Below are 24,564 nucleotides of genomic sequence, written 5' to 3'. Positions count from 1 at the left end.
TTTCCCCCGCTTCCGCCATGCGTGGAGGCGTGGGGCCGTTCGGCCCGGATTTCCGCAAGGACCCCGACATGGACTTTTCCCGCTTCTTCATCGACCGCCCGATCTTCGCGGCCGTGCTGTCGATCATCATTTTCGCCGCCGGCCTGATCGCCATTCCGCTGCTGCCCATCGGCGAATACCCGGAGGTCGTGCCGCCGTCGGTCGTCGTGCGCACCGTGTATCCGGGCGCGAACCCGAAAGTGATCGCCGAAACCGTCGCCACGCCGCTCGAGGAAGCGATCAACGGCGTCGAGGACATGATGTACGTCAAGTCCGTCGCCGGCTCCGACGGTGTGCTGCAGATGACGGTGACGTTCCGTCCCGGCACCAATCCCGACGATGCGGCCGTCAAGGTGCAGAACCGCGTGAGCCAGGCGCTCGCGCGGCTGCCCGAGGACGTGCGCCGACAGGGCGTGACCACGCAGAAGCAGTCGCCGACGTTCCTGATGGTGGTGCACCTGGTGTCGCCCGACGGCAAGTACGACTCGCTCTACCTGCGCAACTACGCGCGACTGCACGTCAAGGACGAGCTCGCCAAGATCCGCGGCGTCGGCGACGCGCAGATCTTCGGCGGCGGCGACTACGCGATGCGCGTCTGGCTCGATCCCGACAAGCTCGCTGCGCGCGGGCTCACCGCCGGTGACGCCGTGCGCGCGATGCGCGAGCAGAACGTGCAGGTGTCGGCCGGCCAGCTCGGCGCGGAACCGATGCCGAACAGCGAGTTCCTCACGCTCATCAACGCGCGCGGTCGTCTGTCGAGCACTGACGAATTCGGCGGCATCGTGCTCAAGAACGGCGAGGACGGCGAGGTAGTGAAGCTCGCCGACGTCGCACGCATCGAACTCGGCGCGGGCGACTACACCCTGCGCTCGCAGCTGGACGGCAAGAACGCGGTCGCCATCGGCATCTTCCAGGCGCCGGGCGCGAACGCGCTCGACATCCGCGACCAGGTGATCGCGAAGATGGACACGCTGCAGAAGACCTTCCCCGCCGGCATCGAATACCGCTCGGTCTACGACACCACCGTGTTCGTGCGCGACTCGATCAAGGCCGTGGTGTCGACGCTGCTGGAAGCGATCGCGCTCGTGGTGCTGGTGGTGATCCTGTTCCTGCAGACCTGGCGTGCGTCGATCATTCCGCTGATCGCGGTGCCGGTGTCGGTGGTCGGCACGTTCGCCGCGTTGCACCTGTTGGGCTTCTCGATCAATACGCTCACCCTGTTCGGGCTGGTGCTCGCGATCGGCATCGTCGTCGATGACGCGATCGTCGTGGTCGAGAACGTCGAGCGCAACATCGAGGAAGGCCTGAGCCCGCTCGCGGCCGCGCACCAGGCGATGAAGGAAGTGTCCGGCCCGATCATCGCGATCGCGCTGGTGCTGTGCGCGGTGTTCGTGCCGATGGCGTTCCTGTCGGGCGTCACTGGCCAGTTCTACAAGCAGTTCGCGGTGACGATCGCGATCTCCACGGTGATCTCCGCGATCAATTCGCTGACCCTGTCGCCGGCGCTCGCCGCGCGCCTGCTCAAGCCGCACGGCGCGGCCAAGGATGCGCCGACGCGGATCATCGACCGCCTGTTCGGCTGGGTGTTCCGTCCGTTCAACCGCCTGTTCCAGACCAACTCGCACCGCTACCAGGGTGCGGTGTCGAAGGCGCTGGGCCGTCGCGGCGCGGTGTTCGTGGTCTATGCGGTGCTGCTGTTCGCCACCGGGCTGATGTTCAAGGCGGTGCCGCCGGGCTTCATTCCGACGCAGGACAAGGGCTACCTGATCGCCGGCGTGAAGCTGCCGGAGGGCGCGTCGATCGCGCGCACCGACGCGCTGCTGCGCAAGGTGACCGACATCGCCGCGCACACCGAAGGCGTCGAGCACACGATCAGCTTCCCCGGCCTCAACGCGCTGCAGTTCACCAACACGCCGAACACCGGTGTCGCGTTCCTCTCGCTGGAACCGTTCGGCAAGCGCCATCGCTCCGCGGCCGAGATCAATGCCGAGATCAACCAGAAGATCGCGGGCCTGCAGGAAGGCTTCACCTTCTCGATGATGCCGCCGCCGATCCTCGGCCTCGGTAACGGCAACGGCTACCAGTTGTTCATCGAGGATCGCTCGGGCGCCGGCTTCGGTGCGCTGCAGAACGCGGTGCAGGCGATGCAGGGCACGGTCGCGCAGACGCCGGGCATGAGCTTCCCGATCAGCAGCTACCAGGCGAACGTGCCGCAGCTCGACGCCGACGTCGACCGGGTCAAGGCCAAGGCGCAGGGCGTGCCGCTCACCGAACTGTTCGACACGCTGCAGACGTATTTAGGCAGTGCCTACGTCAACGACTTCAACCAGTTCGGCCGCACCTGGCAGGTGATCGCGCAGGCCGACGCGCCGTTCCGCGACAGCGTCGAGGACATCGCCAAGCTGCGTACCCGCAACGTCCGCGGCGAGATGGTGCCGATCGGTTCGATGGTGACGGTGAAGCAGACCTACGGCCCCGACCCGGTGCTGCGCTACAACGGCTATCCGGCCGCCGACCTCGCCGGTGAAGCCGATCCGCGCGTGATGTCGTCGGCGCAGGCGATGGACACGATGGCCGGCATCGCCGCCAAGGTGCTGCCGCCGGGCATGGACATCGAATGGACCGACCTGAGCTACCAGCAGGCGAGCCAGGGCCGTGCCGCGCTCGTCGTGTTCCCCCTCGCGGTGCTGCTGGCGTTCCTTGTGCTCGCGGCGTTGTACGAAAGCTGGACGCTGCCGCTCGCGGTGATCCTGATCGTGCCGATGACGCTGCTGTCCGCGCTGGTCGGCGTGTGGCTCACGCATGGCGACAACAACGTGTTCGTGCAGGTGGGCCTGGTGGTGCTAATGGGCCTGGCGTGCAAGAACGCGATCCTGATCGTCGAGTTCGCTCGTGAGCTCGAAATGCAGGGCCGTTCGATCGTGCAGGCCGCACTCGAAGCCTGCCGCCTGCGACTGCGCCCGATCGTGATGACCTCGATCGCCTTCATCGCCGGCACCGTGCCGCTGGTGCTCTCGCACGGTGCGGGCGCGGAAGTGCGCGGCGCCACCGGCATCACCGTGTTCGCCGGAATGCTCGGCGTCACCCTGTTCGGCCTGTTCCTCACGCCCGTGTTCTACGTCGCCCTGCGAACGCTGGTGACGCGTCGTGCCGCATCCGCCGCCGACGTCGTCGACGGCGACAACGACTTCCTCCCCGCCTGACCCACCAAGGACAACGACATGACCACCGATTCCCGCCGCATCGCCCTCGTCACCGGCGCCACCCGTGGCCTCGGCCTCGAGACCGTCCGCCAGCTCGCCAACGAAGGGCTGCATGTTCTGCTTGCGGGTCGCGACCACACCCGCGCCATCGCCGCCGCGTTGCCGTTCCAGGCTGAAGGTCTGTCCGTCGAAGCGATCGCACTCGACGTCACCAGCAAGGTCGGCATCGAAAAGGCCGCGCGCGACGTCGCCGAGAAGTTCGGCCGCCTCGATGTGCTGGTGAACAACGCCGGCGTGTTCATCGACGACTTCAGCCTGGCGCCTTCGCAGCAGTCGTTGCGCACGTGGCGCGACACCTTCGAGACCAACCTGTTCGGCGTCATCGCCACCACGCAGGCCTTCCTGCCGCTGCTGCGCGCCGCGCCGGCCGCGCGCATCGTCAACGTGTCCAGCCTGCTTGGTTCGCTGACCTCGCACACCGATCCGGCGTCGCCGATCTTCGACTTCAAGATGCCGGCCTACGACGCGTCGAAGAGCGCGCTCAACGCATGGACCGTGCACCTCGCGCACGAGCTGCGCGACACCGCGATCAAGGTCAACGCCGTGCACCCGGGCTCGGTGAAGACCGACATGAACGCGCAGGGCGATCTCGACGTGCAGACCGGCGCGCGCACCAGCGTCGAGATGGCGCTGCTGGGCGCGGACGGCCCGAACGGCGGCTTCCATCACCTGGGCGAGGTGCTGCCGTGGTGACCAGACTCTTGCCACTCGCCGTCGCCAGCGCATTGCTGGCGGCGTGCAGCGTCGGGCCGGACTACTTGCGGCCTGATTCACCGATGCCGGAGCATTTCGTGCGCGCGCCCGCGGGCGACGCGACGACGCCATCGAATGCCGCCGACGCGCGCGAGTTCTGGCGTCGGCTGAACGACCCAGTGCTCGATCACATCGTCGACGACACGCTCGCGTCCAACCACGACCTGCAGGCGGCGGTCGCGCACTTCGACCGCGCCAACGCATTGCTGCGCGGCGCGCGCCTCGACCTGCTGCCCACGGTGACCGCGCACGGCGAGGCGTCGCGCGAGCATCTCAGCCATGACCAGGGCGGCGACGGCACCGACCTGCGCAGCTATTCGGCGCAGGCGGTGGCCAGCTGGGAGATCGACCTGTCGGGACGCATCCGTCGCGGCATCGAAGCGCAGCGCGCGGATGCGTGGGCGACCGCGGCGGATCTCGATGCGCTGCAGGTCAGCCTGATCGGCGATGCGGTGCGCACGTACGTAGAACTGCGCGGCACGCAGGAACAGCTGCGCGTGGCGCGCGAGAACGCCGCGAACCAGCAGGAGTCGCTGCGACTGGTGCAGTCGCGCGTCGACGCCGGGCGCGACAACGATTTCGACCTCGTGCGTTCGCGTGCGTTGCTCGAGACGACGCAGTCGCGCATTCCGGCGCTCGAAGCCGACGAGGGTGCGGCGATGCATCGACTGGCGGTGCTCACCGGCCGCACGCCGGACGCGTTGATCGCCGTGCTCTCGACGGCCGCACCGATTCCGGTGGTGAACGCGTCGCTCGACGGCGATACGCCGGCGTCGGTGGTGCGTCGTCGTCCGGACGTCGCCGCGGCCGAGCATCGCTTGCATGCGGCGACGGCGCGCATCGGCGTCGCCACCGGCGACCTGTTCCCGAAGCTGACGCTCGGCGGCCTGTTCGGCACGCAGGCGATCGACTCGGGCGACCTGTTCGGTTCCGGCACGCGCACACGCTTCGTCGCGCTCGGCATCGACTGGTCGTTCCTCGACATCGGCCACGTCCGCGCACGCATCCGCGCGGCCGATGCCGATGCCGACGCCGCGCTCGCGCAGTACCAGCAGGCCGTGCTGCTCGCGCTCGAGGACACCGAAACCGCGTTGCTGCGCCACGATCGGGCGAACGTCGAAACCGAACGCCTCGCACGCGCCGCCGCCGACAGCACGCGCGCGGCGGAGCTGGCGCGCCTGCGCTATCGCGCCGGCGCCTCGAGCCTGCTCGAAGTGCTGGACGCCGACCGCGTGCGGCTGCAGTCCGAGGACGCGCTGGCCGATGCGCGCTCGCGCTCGGCGGTGTCGGGCGTGGCGGTGTATCGCGCGCTGGCGTCGGGCTGGCCGGAGCGCCAGGCGCAGGTGTCGAGTGCGCGCGATACGTCGACCGCGCAGCGCTGACTCAGGGCGCCGGTGTCGTCGTCGGTGATGGCGACGGCACCGGGCAGCGCCGCATGTCGGGCGGCATCGGCAGCATGCACACCGTGCAGCACCGGGTCGGCGTGGGCGTCAGCGGGCTCGACAACGGCACGTTGGCCGACGGGTTGAGCTTGAGCAGCGCCACCCAGTCCTGCCGATTGAAATTGCAGGCCGACGGCAGGCCGGGATCGCATTCGGCTTCGCCGCCGCTGCGATGCGGCAGCGCCCAGAACTTGCCGAGGCGGTTGAGCGGCAGCACACGCATGGTCACGCCCTGTAGCACGTTGCCGCCGACCAGCCGCGCGCGGTTGTTCGCGGTCGACACCACGATGTCGCAATGCATCGCCAACGCGCCGGACGAGCGTCCCAGCCAGTCGCGGAAGCCCTGCACGCCGTACACCTGCGACACGCGCGCGAAGCACACCATGTCGCCGGTCGCGGGCGCTTCCGCATCGGGATCGGCGAGGCGATACGGGCCGGTGGCGCCCTGTCGGAACGCGTCGCGCACATAGTCCACGTGGCGTGCGGATGGCTGGAAACCGGGTACACCCGCACGCGTCATCACGTACGACACGAACACCGCCGACCACGGCGTGTCGATCAGGAAGGCCCGGCACAACGCGGCGCCCGCGCTGACGCCATTCATGCTGTTGCAGTCGGCATCGCCGGCCAGCCCCTGCGGCGGCCACGCGACGCCGCTGCCCTGCCAGTACATCGCCACGCGCCGCCATGCAGGCGTCGCACCGTCGCGAAGTCGCGAGCTCTCCGCTTCGGAAACGCGCATGTTGGCGAGGCGCCCGTTCTCGTCGATGAACGGCGCGTACCAGAGATCGTGTTCGGCGCAAGCGATGCGGGCGATGCGCGAGGCCGTGTCGTTGGCGGTCGCGGTGGACGCATCGGCGCAGACGTCGGCCCTGGCGTCGATGGCGAAGGCGCAGGCGAGCGCGGCGAACACGAGGCGGAAGGAGCGCGACATGGCCATCTGCATCCAGCGACGGGCAATAGCCGCCGACGCTCGCACAGTCGGTGTTGCGCCGGAGTTCACGCCGCTTGCACGCGGGCGAAGCCGTCACGTCGATCGCGGGGAATTGGCGCGCCCGGAGGGATTCGAACCCCCGACCAATGGCTTCGGAAGCCACTACTCTATCCGGCTGAGCTACGGGCGCGTTGCGTCGAAACCGCACGCGGCAGGCCGCGCGGGACGGGCATTCTAGCCGCATTCGCGCACCGCCGGGCCGCGCCCGGGGTGAACGCCGCCGGCCGTCGCCGCTACCCTGTATGCGCCGCGCGCCGCGGCGTCGCAGCCGTCCGATGAGCGCTTCCGTCCCGTCCCGAACCGAATCCACCGGCTGGCGCGAGCGCCTGCGCCTGTACTGGGCGCTGGTGCGTGGCGATCGCCCGATCGGCTGGTTGCTGCTGCTGTGGCCGACCTGGTGGGGCCTGTGGCTCGCGGCCCGCGGATTGCCGCCGCTGTGGACGCTGGTCGTGTTCTCGCTCGGCGTCTGGCTCACGCGTTCGGCCGGTTGCGTGATCAACGACTACGCCGACCGCTGGCTGGATCCGCATGTCGAGCGCACCAAGGACCGTCCGCTCGCGACCGGCGCGGTGCGTGGCCGCGAGGCGCTGGCGGTGTTCGCCGTGTTGATGCTGGTCGCGTTCGCACTGGTGTGCACGATGAACCGGCTGACGATCCTGATGAGTTTCGTCGGCGTGGTCCTCGCGGCGAGTTATCCGTATCTCAAGCGCTACACCTATTTTCCGCAGGTATATCTCGGCATGGCGTTCGGCTGGGGCATCCCGATGGCGTTCGCCGCGATCCGCGGTGAGGTGCCGACGATGGCGTGGGTGCTGTACGCGGCCAACATCGTGTGGTCGACGGCGTACGACACCTGGTACGCGATGGTCGATCGCGAGGACGACCTGCGCATGGGCAGCAAGTCGACCGCGATCCTGTTCGGCCGTTTCGATCTCGTCGCGCAGTCGGTGCTGTACGTGTCGTTCTTCGCGTTGCTCGCGGCGGTGGGCGTGCTGGCGGCGCTGGGGCCGGCGTATTACGCGGGTCTGGCGGTCGCTGTCGTCCTGGTGGCGTGGGAGTTCCGCATCGCGCGAACCCGCGAACGCGCGGCGTGCTTCCGCGCGTTCCTTCACAACCACTGGGTCGGGCTGGCCGTGTTCGCCGGGCTCGCGCTGGATCTCGCGTCGCGCTGATCAGCCCAGGCTGAGGCGCGACGCGTCGCGGTGCACGTTGTCGACAGGCGAGTCCATCGCCGCGATGTCGGCGGCGTCCTCGTCCTCGTCTTCCCAGCTGTAGCGCACGCGCGGCGGCAGCGGATCGGCGTTGCGTCCCCACAGCCCGCCGAGCACGCCGCCGATCGCACCGCCGAGATGCGACTGCCACGACACGCCGGCCTCGTGCGGCAGTACTGACAGCAACATGCCGCCGAACAGCGTGAGCCCGAGCATCGCCGCGGCGACCGCGGGCCGATCGCGGCGCACCACGCCCAGCGTGAGCACCATGAACAGCAGGCCGTTGATCACGCCGCTCGCGCCCAGGTGCGCCGAACCCGCGCTGCCCAGCCACCACGCCGCCAGGCCCGACCCGATCCACGCCAGCGGCACGGTGCGCAGCAGCGCGCGCGGGTACTGCGCGATGGTGAGCGTGCCGAGCGCGAGCAGGCCGATCGCATTGCTGGCGACGTGTTCGACCGAGCCGTGCAGCAGCGGCGCGGTCGCGATGCCGCGCAGGCCGTCGATCTCGTGCGGCCGCACCGACCACACGCTGACGTCGAAAGTCGACTGCGCCGAATAGATCGCCAGTAAAGCGAGCACGCCGGCCAGCGACAGGTTGAAGGCCCGACGCCAGCGCCGCCGGTCGAGCTGGCGTTGCTGCGCGGGGTCGGTCGGCATCGCGGGCGTGTGCAGGTGCATTCGATGGACGTGGCGCCGTGGCCGGACGATTGCAAGGCCGCTACCCGGTGGCGGCAGTGGAACGCTGTGGCGTCGATCGCGCGACCCACGACCGCGTCAAGTCACCACCGTGACGAGTTCGGCCGGGCCGCAACGCCGCGCCACCTACAATAGGCGGATGAACGAGCTGCCCGTCGTACACCTCAAGAACGCGTGGAAGTCCACGCATCCGTGGATCTTCCAGCGCCTGGTCGAGAAGCCGGCGCAGCGGCCCAAGCCCGGCGCCATCGTCGACGTCATCGGCGTCGACGGCGAATGGATCGGCCGCGGCTTCTACAACGGGCATTCGCGCATCGCCGTGCGCATCCTCGAAACCGATCGCAACGTCGTCGTCGACGAAGCCTGGTTCCATCGCAAGATCGCGGCGGCGGTGTCGCTTCGTCGCGACGTCCTGAAGCTCGACGACGTGTCGGATGCCTGGCGCGTCGTGCACAGCGAAGGCGATGGCCTGTCCGGCCTGGTCGTCGATCGCTATGCCGACCTCCTCGTGGTCGAATTCTTCTCGGCCGGCATGTTCCGCCATCGCGAGTGGATCTATTCCGCGCTTGCCGAGCAGTTTCCCGGCTGCCGCTTCTTCAGCTTCGCCGACGAGCACGTGCAGAAGCAGGAGAGCTTCGACTTCCGCGTGCAGTCCGCGGTGCCGGCCGCGATCATCACCGAGAACGGCATCCGCTTCCGCGCCGATCCGTCGGGCGCACACAAGACCGGCTTCTTCGCCGACCAGCGCGAGAACCGCCAGTGGCTGAGCCAGCACGTGCACGGCAAGACGGTACTCGACCTCTGCTGCAACACCGGCGGCTTCGGCGTGTACGCGGCGGTGCGTGGCGCGAGCGAAGTCACCGGCGTCGACATCGACGATGCGGTGCTGGACATCGCCAAGGGCAACGCCAAGCTCAACGACCAGCGCATCAAGTTCGTGCAGGCCGACATCTTCCCATGGCTGCGCGACGCCGGAAATCGTGGCGATGCGTATGACGTGGTGATCCTCGACCCCGCGAAGATGACGCGCGATCGCGAACAGGTGATCCCGGCGCTGAAGAAATACCTCGACATGAACAAGCTCGCGCTGGGCGTGACCAAGCCCGGCGGCTTGCTGGCGACGTTCTCGTGCACCGGCCTGGTCAGCGAGGAGCAGTTCCTCGACATGCTCCGCCGCGCCGCGTTCTACGCGAACCGCACCGTGCAGATCCTCCGCGTATCGGGCGCTGGCGCCGACCATCCGGTGCTGGCGAGCGTGCAGGAATCGCGCTATCTGAAGGCGGTGTTCTGCCGCGTGCTCGACTGAACAGGCGAGGATCGCAGCGCATGAGACCGTCGCCGGTCTACTGTGTCGTCGCCGTCAGCTGCAGGAATCGCCCGTGACCTCGATCGTCGCTCTCGTCGCCGCCCTCATCGCGCTCGCCGCGGTGGTGATCGGCGCGCTCACACTGCGCCAGCGTGGCGGCGACCCACGCATCGCCGCCGAACGCGATTTCCTGGCCGCTGAACTCGCCGATGCACGCGAGCGTGCACGCGCCGACGGCGAGGCGCTGGGCGGCCTGCGCGCGACCGCGGACGCGCATGCGCGTGTGCTGGCGGAAGCCGAACGCCTGCGCGTCGCGCTCGATGAAACACGTGCACGCGCCGAGCAGGCCGCGATCGATGCCGGTACCGCGCGCTCCGCGCTCGATGACCGCGCCGCCTCGCTCGAGCGCGCGCAGCACGAGATTGCCGCGCTGCGCGCCGAACGCGACCGGTTGTCGCACCAGCATGCGCAGGCGGTCGAAAACCTGCGTCATGCCGAACACAAGGCGGACGAGATGCGTGCGTTCGTCGAACAGGCGCAGCTCAGGTTGTCGGATACGTTCGCGCAGATGGCCGGCAAGGTGTTCGCCGAACGCGGCGAACTGTTCGAAAAGAACGTAAAAACGGCCACCGGCCAGTCCAAGGCCGACATCGAAACGCTGCTCAAGCCGTTCGCCGAACAGCTGCACCAGTTCCGCCAGCGCGTGGACACCGTGTACGGCGAGGAAGCGGTCGAGCGCGCCAAGCTGGCCGGCGCGGTCGAGAAGCTGCACAGCCTCAACGAGAACATGGCGGCGAAGGCCGACCAGCTGACCCGTGCGCTGCGCGGCAACGCCAAGGTGCGCGGCGACTGGGGCGAGTTGATGCTCGAGAACGTGCTGCGCAGTTCGGGTCTCGAGGCCGGCGTGCACTACGAGCGCCAGCAGACCGGAAGCGATGACGAAGGCCGCGTGCTGCGGCCCGACATCGTGGTGCGCCTGCCCGACGATCGCCGCATCGTCATCGACAGCAAGGTCAACCTGATCGCGTGGCAGGACGCGATGAACGCCGACGCGCCCGACGTGCAGCACGACGCCATGCGTCGCCATGCCGTCGCGCTGCGCCAGCACGTCAAGGACCTCGCCGACCGGGACTATCCGAAGGCGATCGGCGACAGCGCGCTCGACACCACCGTGCTGTTCGTGCCGATCGAAGGCGCGCTGTCGGCTGCGCTCGGCGCCGACGATGCGCTGCAGTCGTTCGCGTTCGAACGCCGCGTGGTGTTCGCATCACCGAATACGTTGATGGCGGTGCTGCGCGTGGTCGACCGCCTGTGGGCCCGCGACAAGCTGCAGAAGCAGGCGCAGAAGATCGGCGAAGCGGGCGGCCTGCTGCTCGACGCGCTGGGCGCGTTCCTGGCCGAGTTCGACGGCGTCGGAGTCAAGCTCGAGCAGGCGACGAAAACGTTCCGCGACGCGCGCAATCGCCTCAGCGATTCAACGCAGGCCGTGCTGCCGCGTGCACGCAAGCTGGCCGAACTCGGCGCGCGCGGCAAGAAGACCTTGCATCCTGAACTGCAGGCGGACGACGACAGCCTGTTACTCGACGCGCCCGACACCACGACGCGTCACGAGACCTGAGTCAGGCCAATTACGCGATGAATCGAGGGGCGGCGCGGCGCTAGATCGTGCGCCGCGTCCAGGCGATCAATTCCCCGGCCGCACCGGCATCGCGTTGACCGGAACGATCGGCGCGTCGCGCAGGTACTCCGGCAGGTTTTCGCCGGCCTCGCCGTTGATCTGGTACATGCGGCGCTGCATCCACGCATCGCGCACCAGCGTGTAGTCGTCCTGCACGCCTTCGCGCAGCGCATCGGTGGACATCAGCTGCGCGCGCAGGTCGACCAGCTGCAGGCCCTGCAGCGGAATGCGGACCTTGTCTTCTTCCATGCCGCGCATCGGCGACAGCGGGGCGTCGCCGACCATGCCGACGATGTCGCGCACGGTGCGCGGGCCGAACAGCGGCAGCTCGAAATAGCGCGAACGCTTCCAACCCCAGACACCGAGCGTCTGCCCGAAATCCTCGTTGCCGTTCTCGAGCTTGGCGTCGGTGGCGGGATCGAACACGCCGCCGATGCCGAGCGTCGAATTCATGACGAACCGGCCGAGCGCGTGCGCGGCGAGCTTGGGCTTGCCCTGCAGCAGCGCATTGATCGCGGTGATCGGCTGGCCGAGGTTGCTGAAGAAATTGCTGACACCGCTGCGCACCGGGCGTGGCACGACGGCGACATAGGCGCGCGCGAGTGGATGCGCGGCGTACTTGTCGACCGCGTTGTTGAGGCGGTGCATCTTGCGGTTGTACGGCTCCCACGGGTCCCAGATCACGCCGGCGACGCCGCGCTCGACGTTCGTGCCGCCGGTCGGGCCGTACAGCGCATCGAAGTCGCCTTCGGCACTGGTGGCGTTGGCGTCTGTGGCCGTGGTTTCAGTGGTCGCAGCGGCATCGCCGGTGGGCGGCGGCGCACTGGCTGCCGGCGGGACCGCGGCATCGACTGCCACGTCGGGCACCGGCGCATCGGTGGTGCCGGTCGTTTCGCTGGTGGTTGTGTCCTGCGGCGCATCCGTGGCCGGCGGCACGGCCGCATCCACAGTGGGCGGCGTCTGCGGCGAGCTCGGCGCGTTCGTAGCAGCGGCCGGTGCATCGGCAGGCGGCGGAACGGTCGCGTCGGTCTGCGGCGCGGCCGCCTCGCTGGCGGGCGCCGACGTCGCGGCGTCCTGCGCCCACGCGGGGGCGGTCGCGGCGAAGAGGGCAAGCGCGAGCAACGACCGGGCCGGGACACCCGTGCGACGGGCGCGGCGAGGGGCGGCGGGAAGGGTCATGCGGTCATTTTAGCGGGGGCGACGCGACGGACGTTCCGTCAGGCGGCGAAACCCAGCGATCCATCGAGGCGATACGCGGCGCGCAGCTCGCCCAGGCCGGCCGGTTCGCCGTCGATGGCGAGGCCGGACGCCGCGAGTTCGGCGAGCAGCGCGAGGCCGGCGCTGTCCACCGAGTGCACGCCGGAAAGATCGACGCGACGCGCACCGGCCCGTTGGGCCTGCAGCGCGCGCCATGTCGACGCGACGGCCGCCCGGTCGAGGCGGCCGTCGAGGTGCAGCACGTCGCCGTCGCGGCGGACGCGCACGTCGCTCATCGCTGGGCCTGCGCCTGCAGCTTGCCGGCCTTGAGTTCGGCGGCGACCTGCGCGATCGGCGCGCGCGACAGCGGGCCGTCGAACTGGCTGCGGAAGGTCTGCACGAAGCTCACGCCTTCGACCAGCACGTCGAACACCTTCCACTGGCCGTTGACCTGGTGCATCAGGTAGTCGACCGGGATCGGCTCGCCGCCCTGGCGCAGCATCTGCGTCGACACGCGCGTGGCCTTGCCGTTGGCGACGCTGGTCTCGGACTTCACCTTCACCGTCAGGCGCGTGTTGAAGTCGAGCAGCGACGAGCCATAGCGCTGCATCAGGTTCTCGCTGAGCGCGTCGGCGAACAGCTTGACGTCGGCATCGGGCGCGCCGCGACCGTGCGCGCCCAGCACCAGGCGCGCCGCGTAGTCGCGGTCGAACATCTGGTTGAACTCGCTGGACACGAACTGCTTGAGCGCACCGCGGTTCTTGCTGAATTCCGCGCGGCGCGTTTCCAGCGTGGTGAGGATGCGCGTGCTGTTATCGAGCACAAGGCGCGACGGCGTGCCGAGCTGCTGCGTGGCGGCCGGCGGCGCGGCGGTGGCCATCGCGATGGGCGCGGCGAGGAACGCGGTGGACAGCAGGACAGAAAGGGCGGTGCGCTTCATGGCTTACTCCTTGGGTGCGGCATCCGGGCCGCTGTCGCTGGCGGCATCGGACTTGCCCGCGCCGCTGAACATGTACTTGCCGACGAGCTGGATCAGGTCGACGGCGGGTTGCGTGAGGTAGAGCTCGTCGCCGGGTTTGAGCGGCGTCGGGTCGCCGCCCGGCGTCAGGCCCACGTAGCTTTCGCCCAGCAGGCCGTTCGTGAAGATGCCGGCGGCGGTGTCGGACGGCAGGTCCTTGTACTTGCCGTCTATGGAAAGGGTTACGACGGCGTCGAATTTTGCGGGGTCGAGCTGAATGTCGGCCACCTGCCCGATGTTCACCCCACCGATCTTCACTGGCGCATTGGGACGCAGCGCACCGATCGCGGTGAACCGCGCCTTGATCGGGTAGGTGTCGCCGCGGCCGCCCCAACGGCCGTTGGTCGATGCGATCGCGAGCACCAGCAGTGTCGCCAGCGCGAGCAGCAGGAAGGCGCCGACGGCGAATTCGATTCGTGGACTGCGCATTGGACGGGTTCCCGACGTTACGTGGCGCGCTTCGCGCCGGATTCAAGGGCGGCGTTGGCGCTTATCTGAAAAGCAGCGCCGACAGCACGAAGTTGAACATCAGCACCAGCAGCGAGGCATTGACGACAGCGCGCGTGGTTGCGAGCGAGGTGCCTTCGATCGTCGGCTCGGCGTGGTAGCCGACGAACGCGGCGACCCATGCGGAAATCGCGCCGAACACCGCCGCTTTCTCAAGTGCCACGAGGAAGTCGTCGTGGAAGTCGACGGCGTCGCGCATCACCTGCCAGAACGGGCCGGCCTCGAGACCGATCACGTGCACGGCTTCGAGATAGCTGGCGAGGATGCCAGCCGCGCAGAAGAAGCCGGTCAGCAGCGGCACGCTCAGCACCGCCGCCCAGAAGCGCGGCGCGACGGCCTTGCCGACCGGATCGATGCCCATCAGGCCGAGTGCGGTGATCTGGTCGGTCGCGCGCATCAGCCCGAGTTCGGCGGCGATGGAACTGCCGGCGCGGCCGATGAACAGGAGTGCGGTCAGCACCGGCGCGAGCTCGCGGTACATGCCGAGGCCGAGCAGCGCACTGACCTGGTTGGCGGCGCCGTAGGTGGTCAGCGCCTTGTAGCCGAGCAGCGTCAGCGACAGCCCGACGAAGGCGCCGCCCACCGAGATGATCGGCAGCGAGCGCGCGCCGATCTTGTAGATCTCGCGCACCAGTTCGCGCAGGAAGTCGCCGGTCGGGCGGCTCGCGCGCAGCACCGAGAACGAGAAGATCCCGGCCTGGCCGAGCGTGCGGATCGTCGTCGCGAGCATCAGGCGGCGGCTCCCGCCGCGCGCGGCGCGGCATCGAAGGCGATCGGGCCATCCGGCGCGCCGCGCAGGAACTGCTGCACGAACGCGTCGTCGGAGCGTTCGAGTTCCGCCGGCGTGCCCGAGAACACGATGCGGCCGTTGGCGATGACCAGCGCGCGGTCCGCGACCGGCAGCGTCTCGTGCACGTGGTGGGTCACCACGATCGAGGTCAGGCCCAGCGTGTCGTTGAGGCGGCGCACCAGCGACATCACCACGCCCGAGGCGATGGGATCGAGGCCGGTCAGCGGTTCGTCGTAGATCATCAGCGGCGGATCGAGCGCGAGCGCACGCGCCAGCGCAACGCGACGCGCCATGCCGCCGGACAGCTCGCGCGGATACGCATCGGCGGCCGCGCGCAGGCCGACCGCATGCAGCTTCATTTCGACCAGGCGACGGATGATCACGTCGGGCAGGTCGGTATGCGTGCGCAGCGGCAGCGCGACGTTCTCGGCGACGCTGAGATCGGTCAGCAGGCCGTTGCCCTGCAGCATCACGCCGATGCCGCGGCGCAGCTCGAGCAGCGCGCGACTGGCGCGCGGCATCGGCTGGCCCAGCACTTCCACGGTGCCCGCGGCCGGTTCGAGTTCGCCGGTGAGCGCCGACAGCAGCGTCGACTTGCCGCAGCCCGACGGACCGAGCACGGCCACGACTTCGCCCGGCAGAACCTCGAGGTTCACGTCGTGCAGGATCGTGCGCTCGCCGCGCGCGAGGCGCAGCCCACGCAGGGCGACGATGGGCGAAGGCTGGGTCATGGAGTCGGTCACGTGCACGCGCACGAAGGCGGCGCGAAGGCTACGGGCGCGCGGCTGAACAGGCCGGGAGTGCGCGCATTGTCGCAGGGCCGCTGCCGGCGCACCAATGACCTGGGTAACGGCGTGTCCCGTGAACGGCGCGATCGGGCTGTCATGCCTCCACCAGAGCGGAGATTCGCGACGTCGACGGTTTCCGGCGCGATGGCGTCGCGTGCGCCGGCCGTCGCACCCGCTGCGACGTCCTGCGGCAAGATGACCGGATGGCCTTGGCCTCCGATTTCCGCCTGTACCACTCCAATTCCCTGGAAGTCCTCGCCGGCCTGATGGCCGACGAACTCCGGCGGCCGGCGGCCGGGCAGGCGTTGCTGGCGCCGGACATCGTGGTCATCCCGCAGCCGTCGATGCGCCGCTGGTTGCAGGCCACGCTCGCGCAGGCGCACGGCATCGCCGCCAACATCGTGTTCCTGACGCCGGGCGAGCTGGTCACGCGCGCGCTCGACGCGAATGTCGACGGCCATGCCGACGACCTCGACGCCGAGGCCATGCGCTGGCGCCTGTATGCGCTGCTGCAGGACGAGAAGACCATGCGCGACGCGGTGCTGCGGCCGCTGCGCGGCTATCTCGCGCCCGATGCGGGTGAGCCCGATCCGCTGAAGGCGTGGTCGCTCGCCGGCGCGCTCGCCACCACGTTCGACAAGTACCAGGCCTGGCGTCGCGACTGGTTGCTCGCATGGGATGCCGGGCAGTCGCCGCGCGATCCGCAGGCGGTGCTGTGGCGTCGCCTCGGTCCCGAGCGCCCGCATCGCGCGCGCCGCATCCAGCGCTATCTCGACCGCTTCGGTGTCGATGGCGTGGAAACGCCGATCGGCCTGCCGTCACGCCTGTTCGTGTTCGCCACGCTCAACGTCTCGCCGGACACGCTGCGCGTGATCGCCAGCGCGGCGCGGGTTGGCCCGCTGCATTTCTACCTGCCGTCGCCGGTCGCCGCGTATTGGGGCGACGTGCGCACGCTGCCGCATCGCCTGGAACTGGGCGACGAAGCCGCGTTCGGCGACGTGCTCGACATCGACGACAACCCGCTGCTGCAGGCTTGGGGTGCATCGGGGCGCGACTTCATGGCGGTGCTCGGCGGCTACGAGATCGTGCATCCGGACTTCGAACTGCCGGCGTACGTCGATCCCGAAGCCGCCACGACCTTCGACGCCGCCAACGAGACGCTGCTGCAGCGCATGAAGCGCGACCTGCTGCATCGTCGTCCGCCGCCGGCTACGGCGTGGCGCGACGCGCTCGACCGCAGCGACGCGAGCCTGCAGGTGCACGCCGCGCCGACGCGCCTTCGCGAAGTGCAGGTGCTGCACGACCAGTTGCGTGCGCTGCTGGAAGATCCACGCTTCGATCCGCCGCTGCAGCCGCGCGACATCGCCGTGCTCGCGCCCGACATCGATCCCTACCTGCCGTATGTCGAGGCGGTGTTCGGCGGCGTGCACGGGCGCACTGATTTCATTCCCTACACCGTCGCCGATGCCAGCCCGCTCGCCAGCGAACCGCTGGCCGACGTGTTCTCGCGGCTGCTCGCGCTGCCGGTGTCGCGCCTCGGACTCAACGAAGTGCTCGACCTGCTGGCGACGCCGGCGATCGCGCAGCACGCCGGCCTGGAACCCGCGTCGCTCGATCGCCTGCGCGACTGGCTGCAGGCCGCCGGGGCGTGCTGGGGCCTCGACGCCGCGCATCGCGCGAAGCACGGCGCGCCGGACGACGCCATCTACACCTGGCAGTTCGCGCTCGACCGCCTGCTGGTCGGCCACGCGACCGGATCGGATGCGCTGCTTGGCGACGTCGCCGGCTGGCCCGAGCTCGAAGGCGGCGACCTCGCCGCGCTCGACACGTTGATCGGCCTGCTGCGCGTGCTGACGCGCTACGAGCGCGCGCTGTCGAACGCGATGCCCGCCGAGCACTGGCGCGAACGCCTGCTCGCGCTGCTCGCCGCGGTGCTGCCCGAACGTCCGCGCGAGGTCGCGGACGAACGCGCGCTCGATCGCCTGCGTGCGCTGATCGATGAATTCGCCGACGCCGCGCATCGCGCCGGGTTCAGCGCGCCGCTCGACCCGGAGGTCGTGCGTTCGCATTTCGGCGCCCGCCTCGCCGAACCCGACACGCGCGCGCCGCTGATGAATGGCGGCGTGAGTTTCGGCCGCATGGTGCCGATGCGGCTGCTGCCGTTCCGCGCGATCTGCATCCTCGGCCTCGACGATGGCGAGTTCCCGCGCCGTGATCCGGGTGGCGGGTTGGACGCGCGCCTGCGCGAGCTCGATGGCCCGCTTCGACGTCGCGGCGACCGCTCGCTGCGCGACGACGACCGTTTCATGTTCCTGCAGCTGCTCGCGTCCGCGAACGACGTGTTCTACCTGAGCTATCTCGGCGCCGATCCGCACGATGGCAGCGTGCGCGAGCCGTCGGTGCTGGTGAACGAACTGCTCGACGTCGCCGCCGAATACCACGCGAATCCCGCCGATGCGCGCAAGCGGTTCACCGTGCGTCATCCGCTGCAGCCATTCTGCGCGGAAGCGTTCGGCGTCGATGGCGATGGCATCGAACCGCGCCGCTTCAGCTACCGCACCGAATGGCAGCAGGCCGCGCGCACCGCGCCCGAGCGCCGCCGTGAGGCGCCGCCGTGGGTCGGCGCGCCGTTGCCGCGGCGCGATCCGCCGGTGAACGAGGTCTCGCTCGGCGATCTCGCCGCATTCCTGCGCAGCCCGCCAGACGCGTTCCTGCGCCAGCGCCTGCAGTTGCGCCTGCCCGACGCGGGCGCACCGGTCATCGACGTCGAACCGCTTGTGCTCGAACGCCGCGCGGTCGATCGCCTGCGCGATGCGGTGTTCGAAGCGCAGGTCAGCGGTCGCACGCAGCAGCTCGCACGCCGCCTGCGCGCACAGGGCCTGCTGCCCGCCGGCGTGTTCGGCATGCGCGTGCTCGACGAAACGCTCAACGACGTGCGGCCCTACGCGGAGCTGTTCGCGGGCTGGCACGCGTCGACGTCGGCCGACGAATCCGGTTTCGATCTCGACATCGATTCCATCCGTCTGCACGGCCGGCTGCGCGGCGCGCATCCGCACGGCCTCGCGCGTATCCGTTTCGGCGAACTCAATGGGCCGACGCACATCGCGCACGGACTCGACTGGTTGGTCGCGTCCGCGCTCGAGCGTCGCCTGCCGCTGGTGCAGTTCGTCGAGCACGACGGCCGCGCCGCCGCGATCGAACGCGCGCCCATCGACGCAACGCACGCACGCGAAACGCTGGCTGCGCTCCTCGCACTCCGCGAGGCCGGCCTCGTCGAACCGCTGCCGTTCGGCGCGTACGCCGGCTGGGCCTGGTACGACGGCCAGGACGATCGCGTGTGGAAAGCCGCGCGCGAGCGCTGGCTCGGCCTGCGCACGTGGGCCGAAGGCGGCACCTCCGCCGCGCAGCTGACGTTGCGCGGGCGCGATCCGTTCGCCGGCGCGGACGCCGCCGCACGCTTCCAGTCGCTCGCGCGGCGCATCTTCGACGCCGTGCTGCATGCGCGTGTCGAGGTCGACGCATGAACATGCTCGACCTGCCATCACCCGCCGATCCCGCGCGCGACCACGTCGACGCCTTCCTCGACATGCCGCTCGCCGGCATCCGCCTGATCGAGGCGAGCGCGGGTACCGGCAAGACGTTCACGCTGGCGACGATCGTGACGCGGCTGGTCGTCGAACGCGGGCTGCGCGTCGGCCAGATCCTGGCGGTGACGTTCACCGAAGCGGCGACGCAGGAGCTGCGCGAACGCCTGCGACGTCGCCTGCACCTGCTTGCGCGCGTGGCGTCGGGTGCGGCGGTCGCGGGTGACGACGCGGAAGTCGCGCTGTGCCGTCGGCTTGTGGAACGCCAGCAGCAGCTCGAAGACCCCCTCGCATTGCGCCGTCGCCTGCAGCAGGCCGCGCGCGAGGTCGACGCCGCCGCCGTGCACACCATCCACGGCTTCTGCACGCGGGTACTCGCCGACCACGCGCTGGAAACCGGCGAGCCGTTCAACGACGCCGGCCCGCCCGGCGACGATCGCGAACTGCGGGTCACCGTCGCCCACGACCTGTGGCGCACGCTCGCCGCGGATGCGGACGCCGCCGACCTGCTCACGACGTGGTGGAGCACGCCGGACGCGCTCGCCGCCGATCTTGGCGACCTGTTGCGCGCAAGCGCATTGCGCCCCGCCGCGCCGGAGATCGGGCCGTCGCCGTTGCCGGGGTTGCGCGTCGCCGCCGATGCCGCGCGCAACGCATGGCGAACGCATGGCGACGATGTCCGCCGCGCGATCGACGCCGCGCTCGCCGCGAAGGTCATCAGCGCGACCAGCTACAAGGCGGCGACGCTCGCCAATCTTTACGTCGCGCTCGATGCATGGCGCGATGACGCGGCCGCACCCGAAAAACTCGAACTGCTGTCGACCGCCAAGCTCGTCGCCTGCACCAACAAGGGCAAGGACGCGCAACGCCCGCAGTCGCCGCTGTTCGATGTCATGCAGGCGTATGTCGACGAACAGCAGCGCCACGACGCATGGACGGCCCGGCGCCGCATCGCGCTGCTGCACCGCGTGCGCCATGAAGCCGCGCGCCGCCTCGCCAACGCCAAGCGCCAGCATCGCGTGCGCAGTTTCGACGACCTCATCGACGGCGTGGCGACCGCGCTCGACGGCCCGCGTGGCCGCGCGCTCGCCGCGCAGCTTCGACGCCAGTACCACGCCGCGCTGGTCGACGAATTCCAGGACACCGACGCGCGCCAGTGGTCGATCTTCCGCCGCGTCTTCGCCGACGACGTCGCCGATGCGCCGTTGCTGCTCGATGACGAGGTGCACGCCGCACCGTTCCTCGCATTGATCGGCGACCCCAAGCAGGCGATCTACGGGTTCCGCGGCGGCGACGTGCATACCTACCTGCGCGCGCGCGACGTCGCCCAGCCCGCGCCGTCGCTGCTGCGCAACTTCCGCTCGCGTCCCGGCGTGCTGCGCGCGATCGAACGCCTGTACCACAACGCAGGCGCAGCGGCGTTCGTCGATCCACGCATCCAGTTCCATCCGGTCGAAGCGGGCGGGCGCCGCGATGACGACGCCTGCCTGCGCGACGGCCGGCCGGCCGCGGCGCTGACGATCCGGCGCCTGCCAGCCACCCCCGACGGCAAACCCTACGACGCCGACACGTCGCGCCAGCAGGCCACGCTCGCCTGTGCCGACGCGATCCGCGAGACGCTCGCGCTCGGCGCCGAAGGCCGCTTCACGGTCGACGGCCGCGCGGTCGAGCCGGGCGACATCGCCGTGCTCGTGCGCAAGCACGACGAAGCCGCGCGCATGCAGCGCGTGTTGTCGACGCTCGGCATCCCGGCGGTTACTGCAGGCCGTACCAGTCTGTTCGCGACCGTGCAGGCGATGGAGCTGCTCGCGGTGTTCGAAGCGCTGCTGACGCCGGGCGACCTGCCGCGGCTCAACGCCGCGCTTGCCACCGTGCTGCTCGGTTCCGATGCCGCGCACATCGATGCGCTGGCGCGCGACGACGTCGCCCGTGCACGCGAACTGCAGCGCGCGACCGGCTGGCGCGAGCGCTGGTTGCGCGCCGGCCCGCTGGCGCTGGTCAACGAGCTGTGCGCGCAGAACGCGCCGCGGCTGCTCGAACTGGTCGATGGCGAGCGTCGCCTGTCGGACTTCATGCAGCTGGGCGAAGCGCTGCAGGACGCCGCGCAACGCGCGCTCGGCCCGCAGGGCCTGGTCGACTGGCTGCGCGCGCGCATCGCCGGCGCTGACGATCGCGACCCCGAGCAGCAGCTGCGGCTGGAGTCTGACGCGCGCCGCGTGCAGATCATCACCGTGCACAAGAGCAAGGGCCTCGAGTTCCCGCTGGTGTTTCTGCCGTTCGCGGCGATCGGTGGCGCAACGAAAAGCCCGCGGTGGTGCAGCGTGCACGACGGCGATGCGCGCGTGCTCGACGTCGAACCCGATGACGCCTGCAAGCAGCTCTGGCGCGAGGACGAGGCCGCCGAAGACGCGCGCCTGCTGTACGTCGCGCTGACCCGCGCCGAGCACGCGCTGTGGGTGTGCACCGGTCCGCTGTACGCGAATGCCGGCACGCCGCTGGCCGCGATGCTGCGCGATACGGACACGCTCGCTGATTCCGACATCGCGGTCGACGATCGCGACGCCGGATCACTCGACGTCGCGCCGCCAGGCCCGCCCGCGCCGACGCACGTGCCGCGCGCCCGCACTGCCAAGCGCGCGCTGGCACGCGACTGGTCGATCTATTCGTTCAGCGCGCTTGCGCGGCTGGGCAGCGGCAGCGTCGAAACGCTGTTGCCGCGCGGTGAGCGCGAAGAAGCGCTGGACGAACCGCTGGTGGTCGATGCACGGATAGATGCGGCCGCGGAACTGGTCGCGGCAGCCGCCGACGACGCACGCTTCGCGGGCGCACGCTTCGGCGACGTGGTGCACGCGGCGTTCGAGACGGTCGACTTCAGCGCATGGCGCGACTGGCGCGACGGCGCGCCGCCCGACGGCCAGCAGGACGCGCTGGTCGCGGCGTTCCGCGGCGAAGGCTATTCGCAGCCCGAGATCGACGACGGCCTGCCGCTGCTCACCGCGCTGGTCGGCAACACGCTCACCGCCGTGCTGCCCGAAGGCGCGCGCCTGTGCGCGGTGCCGGATGACGCACGCCGCGCCGAGATGGAATTCCATTTCGCGCTCGACCATGTCGGCGTCGATGCGCTGCTGTCGAACGTGCAGGCGCATGGCCTGCTCACCGCGCGCGACGGTTTCGGTGCGCGCCGCGAACTCGATGGCCTGATGACGGGCAAGATCGACCTCGTCTACGCGCACGACGGCCGCTACTTCGTGCTCGACTACAAGACCAATCGCCTGCCCGGCTACGGTGCGGCGACGCTCGCCCGTGCGATGCACGAAGGCGATTACACGCTGCAGGCGGCGATCTACACGCTGGCGCTGCATCGCTGGCTGCGCTTCCGCCTCGGCGACGCCTACGACTACGAACGCGATTTCGGCGGCATCCGCTACGTATTCTGTCGCGGCGTCGACGCGCATCGCGCCGCGTCGCCCGGCATCCATGCCGATCGCCTGCCGTTCGCACTGGTCGACGCGCTCGATCGCCTGTTCGGAGGCGGCGCATGAGCTTGCTCGACGCGCTGCAACGTAGCGGCGCGGTGCGTCCGATCGATCTCGCGCTTGCGCACGCCTTGCAACGCATCGACGGCGCGGCGAGCGACCCGGTGCTGGTGGCGGCGGCGCTGGCGTCGTACGCGGTTGCGCAAGGCCACGCTGCGTTCGAGCCCGACAGCGCGCGCGAACTCGTCGAGACACCGATCGATTGGCCGGACGCCACGGCCTGGCGCGAAGCGCTCGCGCGCTGCGCATGGATCGCACGGCCCGATCGCGACGCCGAGAGCGACAGCGCGTCGCCGCTGGTGGTCGAGGACGGCCGCGTCTACCTGCGTCGTTACCGCGAATACGAACGCCGGCTCGCCCTCGCGTTGTCTCGGCTGTGCGCGACCCCCGCACAACCGATACATGCCGACGTCGACGCGCTGCACGCGCGACTGTTCGCCGAGCGCGACGCCGGCGACGCACAGGCCAGCGCCGCACTGCGCGCGCTCGAATCGCGCGTCTTGCTCGTCACCGGCGGCCCGGGTACGGGCAAGACCACGACCATCGCGCGCGTTCTGCTGCTGCTCGCCGCACAGGCGCGTGCGGCGGGCCAGGCATCGCCACGCATCGCGCTCGCCGCGCCCACCGGTCGCGCCGCCGATCGCATGGCCGGCAGCGTGCGCCGCATCGCCGATGCGTTGCGCGCGTCCGGCGTCGACGGCGATCTCTGCGACGCATTGCCGGCAACGGCGAGCACGCTGCATCGGCTGCTTGGCCTCGTGCCGGGACAGACGCGTGCGCGCTTCGATGCGAAGCATCCGTTGAAGGTCGACGTGCTCGTTGTCGACGAAGCATCCATGGTCGACCTGCCGTTGATGTGCAAGCTGGTCGAAGCGCTGCCCGAGGGCGCGCGCCTGCTGCTGCTCGGCGATCGCGACCAGCTGCCGTCGGTGGAAGCAGGCGACGTGCTCGCCGCGCTTGCCGATGCGGCCGATGCCGCGCCGTCGCCGGACGCGCCGTTGTCCGGGCGTCGCGCGCATCTCGATCGCGGGTATCGACAGACCGACGCGCTCGTTCTCGCGCCGGTCGCCGACGCGGTTCGCCGCGGCGACGTCGAGGCAACGCTCGCGCGCTTGCGAACTGGCGGCGGCGGCATGCACTTCCACGAGGACGCGACCGATCCGCTCGCGCCGGCACTGCGCGACGCGCTGCTCGCAGCGTGGCGCGAACTTCGCGAGTGCGCCGACCCGCGCGACGCGCTCGCCCGCGCCAACCGCACGCGCCTGCTCACCGCATTGCGTGATGGCCCACAGGGCGCGACGCAGCTCAACGCACGCATCGAAGCGGCGCTGGCCGGTCCGCAACGCGATACCTATTTTCCCGGTCGACTGCTGATGGTCACCGAGAACAGCGCGCGCCACGGCCTGTTCAACGGCGACGTCGGCGTCTGCGTGCGCGACACCGACGGCGCGATGCTCGCGTGGTTCGAAGGCGCCGACGGCCTGCGTGCATTCCCGCCGGGCGCACTGCCCGCGCATACCGGCGCATTCGCGACGACCGTGCACAAGGCGCAGGGTTCCGAGTTCGACACCGTGTGGCTGCAGCTGCCTGCGGTCGATACGCGCGTGCTGTCGCGTGAGCTCGTCTACACCGGCATCACGCGCGCACGCAGCGCGTTGCATGTGCTCGGTCCAACCTCGTCGATCAGCAGTGCGCTGTCGCGCCATGCGCGTCGTGTGTCCGGGCTGGCGCGTCGTCTAGGCGCGTAGCTGACGTGAGC

The 24,564-nt window shown here is 70.0% G+C and carries 17 protein-coding genes and 1 tRNA gene; 9 read left to right on the top strand and 9 right to left on the bottom strand.

Annotated features, from left to right (window positions below; all coding sequences use genetic code 11):
- The first annotated feature begins 68 nt into the window (after positions 1-68).
- From ACKTTN_RS03065 to ACKTTN_RS03055, 3 genes are read left to right on the top strand one after another with little or no spacing between them, the layout of a single operon-like run.
- A complete protein-coding gene (locus ACKTTN_RS03065) occupies positions 69-3,242 on the top strand; it encodes an efflux RND transporter permease subunit (RefSeq protein ID WP_407908401.1) in 3,174 nt (1,057 codons plus the stop codon).
- An 18-nt stretch (positions 3,243-3,260) separates the two neighbouring features.
- Positions 3,261-3,995, top strand: coding sequence for an SDR family oxidoreductase (locus ACKTTN_RS03060; protein WP_407908400.1), 735 nt, complete (start codon positions 3,261-3,263; stop codon positions 3,993-3,995).
- Positions 3,989-5,437 (top strand): efflux transporter outer membrane subunit, encoded by a 1,449-nt coding sequence (locus ACKTTN_RS03055; RefSeq protein WP_407908399.1) that lies wholly within the window; start codon positions 3,989-3,991, stop codon positions 5,435-5,437. The genes ACKTTN_RS03060 and ACKTTN_RS03055 overlap by 7 nt, the downstream gene beginning before the upstream one ends.
- A gap of 1 nt (position 5,438) precedes the next feature.
- Here the strand turns inward: ACKTTN_RS03055 and ACKTTN_RS03050 are convergent, their stop codons facing one another.
- Entirely contained in the window at positions 5,439-6,431 is a 993-nt protein-coding gene (locus ACKTTN_RS03050) for a DUF2272 domain-containing protein (RefSeq protein ID WP_407908398.1), read from the bottom strand.
- A gap of 113 nt (positions 6,432-6,544) precedes the next feature.
- Positions 6,545-6,621, bottom strand: a tRNA-Arg gene (locus ACKTTN_RS03045).
- A 145-nt stretch (positions 6,622-6,766) separates the two neighbouring features.
- Between ACKTTN_RS03045 and ubiA the strand changes: the two genes are divergently transcribed.
- Complete coding sequence (gene ubiA, locus ACKTTN_RS03040; RefSeq protein ID WP_407908397.1) at positions 6,767-7,663, top strand: 4-hydroxybenzoate octaprenyltransferase; 897 nt, start codon at positions 6,767-6,769, stop codon at positions 7,661-7,663.
- Here the strand turns inward: ubiA and ACKTTN_RS03035 are convergent, their stop codons facing one another.
- Positions 7,664-8,362: a rhomboid family intramembrane serine protease gene (locus ACKTTN_RS03035; protein ID WP_407908396.1), complete on the bottom strand. Its 699-nt coding sequence runs from the start codon at positions 8,360-8,362 to the stop codon at positions 7,664-7,666.
- Between the two features lie 178 nt (positions 8,363-8,540).
- On the opposite strand from ACKTTN_RS03035, the gene ACKTTN_RS03030 reads away from it, so the two are divergent.
- Together ACKTTN_RS03030 and rmuC are read left to right on the top strand one after the other, a co-directional pair.
- Complete coding sequence (locus ACKTTN_RS03030; protein WP_407908395.1) at positions 8,541-9,707, top strand: class I SAM-dependent rRNA methyltransferase; 1,167 nt, start codon at positions 8,541-8,543, stop codon at positions 9,705-9,707.
- 73 nt (positions 9,708-9,780) lie between these two features.
- Complete coding sequence (gene rmuC, locus ACKTTN_RS03025; RefSeq protein WP_407908394.1) at positions 9,781-11,325, top strand: DNA recombination protein RmuC; 1,545 nt, start codon at positions 9,781-9,783, stop codon at positions 11,323-11,325.
- Between the two features lie 66 nt (positions 11,326-11,391).
- Here the strand turns inward: rmuC and ACKTTN_RS03020 are convergent, their stop codons facing one another.
- From ACKTTN_RS03020 to ACKTTN_RS02995, 6 genes are all read right to left on the bottom strand, one after another.
- On the bottom strand, positions 11,392-12,564 hold the full coding sequence (locus tag ACKTTN_RS03020) for an MlaA family lipoprotein (protein ID WP_407908393.1): 1,173 nt from the start codon (positions 12,562-12,564) through the stop codon (positions 11,392-11,394).
- A gap of 38 nt (positions 12,565-12,602) precedes the next feature.
- Positions 12,603-12,878 carry an STAS domain-containing protein gene (locus ACKTTN_RS03015; RefSeq protein ID WP_407908392.1) on the bottom strand — a complete coding sequence of 92 codons (276 nt, stop codon included), beginning with the start codon at positions 12,876-12,878 and terminating at the stop codon, positions 12,603-12,605.
- Positions 12,875-13,522, bottom strand: coding sequence for an MlaC/ttg2D family ABC transporter substrate-binding protein (locus tag ACKTTN_RS03010; protein WP_407908391.1), 648 nt, complete (start codon positions 13,520-13,522; stop codon positions 12,875-12,877). Before ACKTTN_RS03010 ends, ACKTTN_RS03015 begins: the two co-directional genes overlap by 4 nt.
- Positions 13,523-13,525: 3 nt before the next feature.
- Entirely contained in the window at positions 13,526-14,029 is a 504-nt protein-coding gene (mlaD, locus tag ACKTTN_RS03005) for an outer membrane lipid asymmetry maintenance protein MlaD (protein ID WP_407908390.1), read from the bottom strand.
- A 61-nt stretch (positions 14,030-14,090) separates the two neighbouring features.
- The gene (locus ACKTTN_RS03000; RefSeq protein ID WP_407908703.1) at positions 14,091-14,840 is read right to left on the bottom strand and encodes an MlaE family lipid ABC transporter permease subunit; all 750 of its coding nucleotides are present in this window, start codon (positions 14,838-14,840) and stop codon (positions 14,091-14,093) included.
- Complete coding sequence (locus ACKTTN_RS02995) at positions 14,837-15,628, bottom strand: ABC transporter ATP-binding protein (RefSeq protein ID WP_407908389.1); 792 nt, start codon at positions 15,626-15,628, stop codon at positions 14,837-14,839. The genes ACKTTN_RS03000 and ACKTTN_RS02995 overlap by 4 nt, the downstream gene beginning before the upstream one ends.
- A 260-nt stretch (positions 15,629-15,888) precedes the next feature.
- Between ACKTTN_RS02995 and recC the strand changes: the two genes are divergently transcribed.
- Genes recC through recD form a run of 3 tightly spaced genes read left to right on the top strand, consistent with a single transcriptional unit; the run spans position 15,889 to position 24,553 of the window.
- Complete coding sequence (gene recC / locus ACKTTN_RS02990; RefSeq protein WP_407908388.1) at positions 15,889-19,209, top strand: exodeoxyribonuclease V subunit gamma; 3,321 nt, start codon at positions 15,889-15,891, stop codon at positions 19,207-19,209.
- The gene (locus ACKTTN_RS02985; RefSeq protein ID WP_407908387.1) at positions 19,206-22,811 is read left to right on the top strand and encodes a UvrD-helicase domain-containing protein; all 3,606 of its coding nucleotides are present in this window, start codon (positions 19,206-19,208) and stop codon (positions 22,809-22,811) included. The genes recC and ACKTTN_RS02985 overlap by 4 nt, the downstream gene beginning before the upstream one ends.
- The gene (gene recD, locus ACKTTN_RS02980; RefSeq protein ID WP_407908386.1) at positions 22,808-24,553 is read left to right on the top strand and encodes an exodeoxyribonuclease V subunit alpha; all 1,746 of its coding nucleotides are present in this window, start codon (positions 22,808-22,810) and stop codon (positions 24,551-24,553) included. The genes ACKTTN_RS02985 and recD overlap by 4 nt, the downstream gene beginning before the upstream one ends.
- Positions 24,554-24,564: the final 11 nt, after the last annotated feature.

Origin of the sequence: Lysobacter claricitrinus, from assembly GCF_045866565.1 — a bacterium.
Lineage (GTDB): Bacteria > Pseudomonadota > Gammaproteobacteria > Xanthomonadales > Xanthomonadaceae > Cognatilysobacter > Cognatilysobacter claricitrinus.
This window is presented reverse-complemented; position numbering and strand designations above follow the sequence as displayed.

Coding starts and splice junctions, on each gene's coding strand:
- recC (WP_407908388.1), top strand. CDS start 15,889: ATGGCCTTGGCCTCCGATTTCCGCCTGTACCACTCCAATTCCCTGGAA.
- ubiA (WP_407908397.1), top strand. CDS start 6,767: ATGAGCGCTTCCGTCCCGTCCCGAACCGAATCCACCGGCTGGCGCGAG.
- ACKTTN_RS03065 (WP_407908401.1), top strand. CDS start 69: ATGGACTTTTCCCGCTTCTTCATCGACCGCCCGATCTTCGCGGCCGTG.
- ACKTTN_RS02985 (WP_407908387.1), top strand. CDS start 19,206: ATGAACATGCTCGACCTGCCATCACCCGCCGATCCCGCGCGCGACCAC.
- recD (WP_407908386.1), top strand. CDS start 22,808: ATGAGCTTGCTCGACGCGCTGCAACGTAGCGGCGCGGTGCGTCCGATC.
- ACKTTN_RS03030 (WP_407908395.1), top strand. CDS start 8,541: ATGAACGAGCTGCCCGTCGTACACCTCAAGAACGCGTGGAAGTCCACG.
- ACKTTN_RS03010 (WP_407908391.1), bottom strand. CDS start 13,522: ATGAAGCGCACCGCCCTTTCTGTCCTGCTGTCCACCGCGTTCCTCGCC.
- ACKTTN_RS03020 (WP_407908393.1), bottom strand. CDS start 12,564: ATGACCCTTCCCGCCGCCCCTCGCCGCGCCCGTCGCACGGGTGTCCCG.
- ACKTTN_RS03015 (WP_407908392.1), bottom strand. CDS start 12,878: ATGAGCGACGTGCGCGTCCGCCGCGACGGCGACGTGCTGCACCTCGAC.
- mlaD (WP_407908390.1), bottom strand. CDS start 14,029: ATGCGCAGTCCACGAATCGAATTCGCCGTCGGCGCCTTCCTGCTGCTC.
- ACKTTN_RS03035 (WP_407908396.1), bottom strand. CDS start 8,362: ATGCCGACCGACCCCGCGCAGCAACGCCAGCTCGACCGGCGGCGCTGG.
- ACKTTN_RS02995 (WP_407908389.1), bottom strand. CDS start 15,628: ATGACCCAGCCTTCGCCCATCGTCGCCCTGCGTGGGCTGCGCCTCGCG.
- ACKTTN_RS03060 (WP_407908400.1), top strand. CDS start 3,261: ATGACCACCGATTCCCGCCGCATCGCCCTCGTCACCGGCGCCACCCGT.
- ACKTTN_RS03050 (WP_407908398.1), bottom strand. CDS start 6,431: ATGTCGCGCTCCTTCCGCCTCGTGTTCGCCGCGCTCGCCTGCGCCTTC.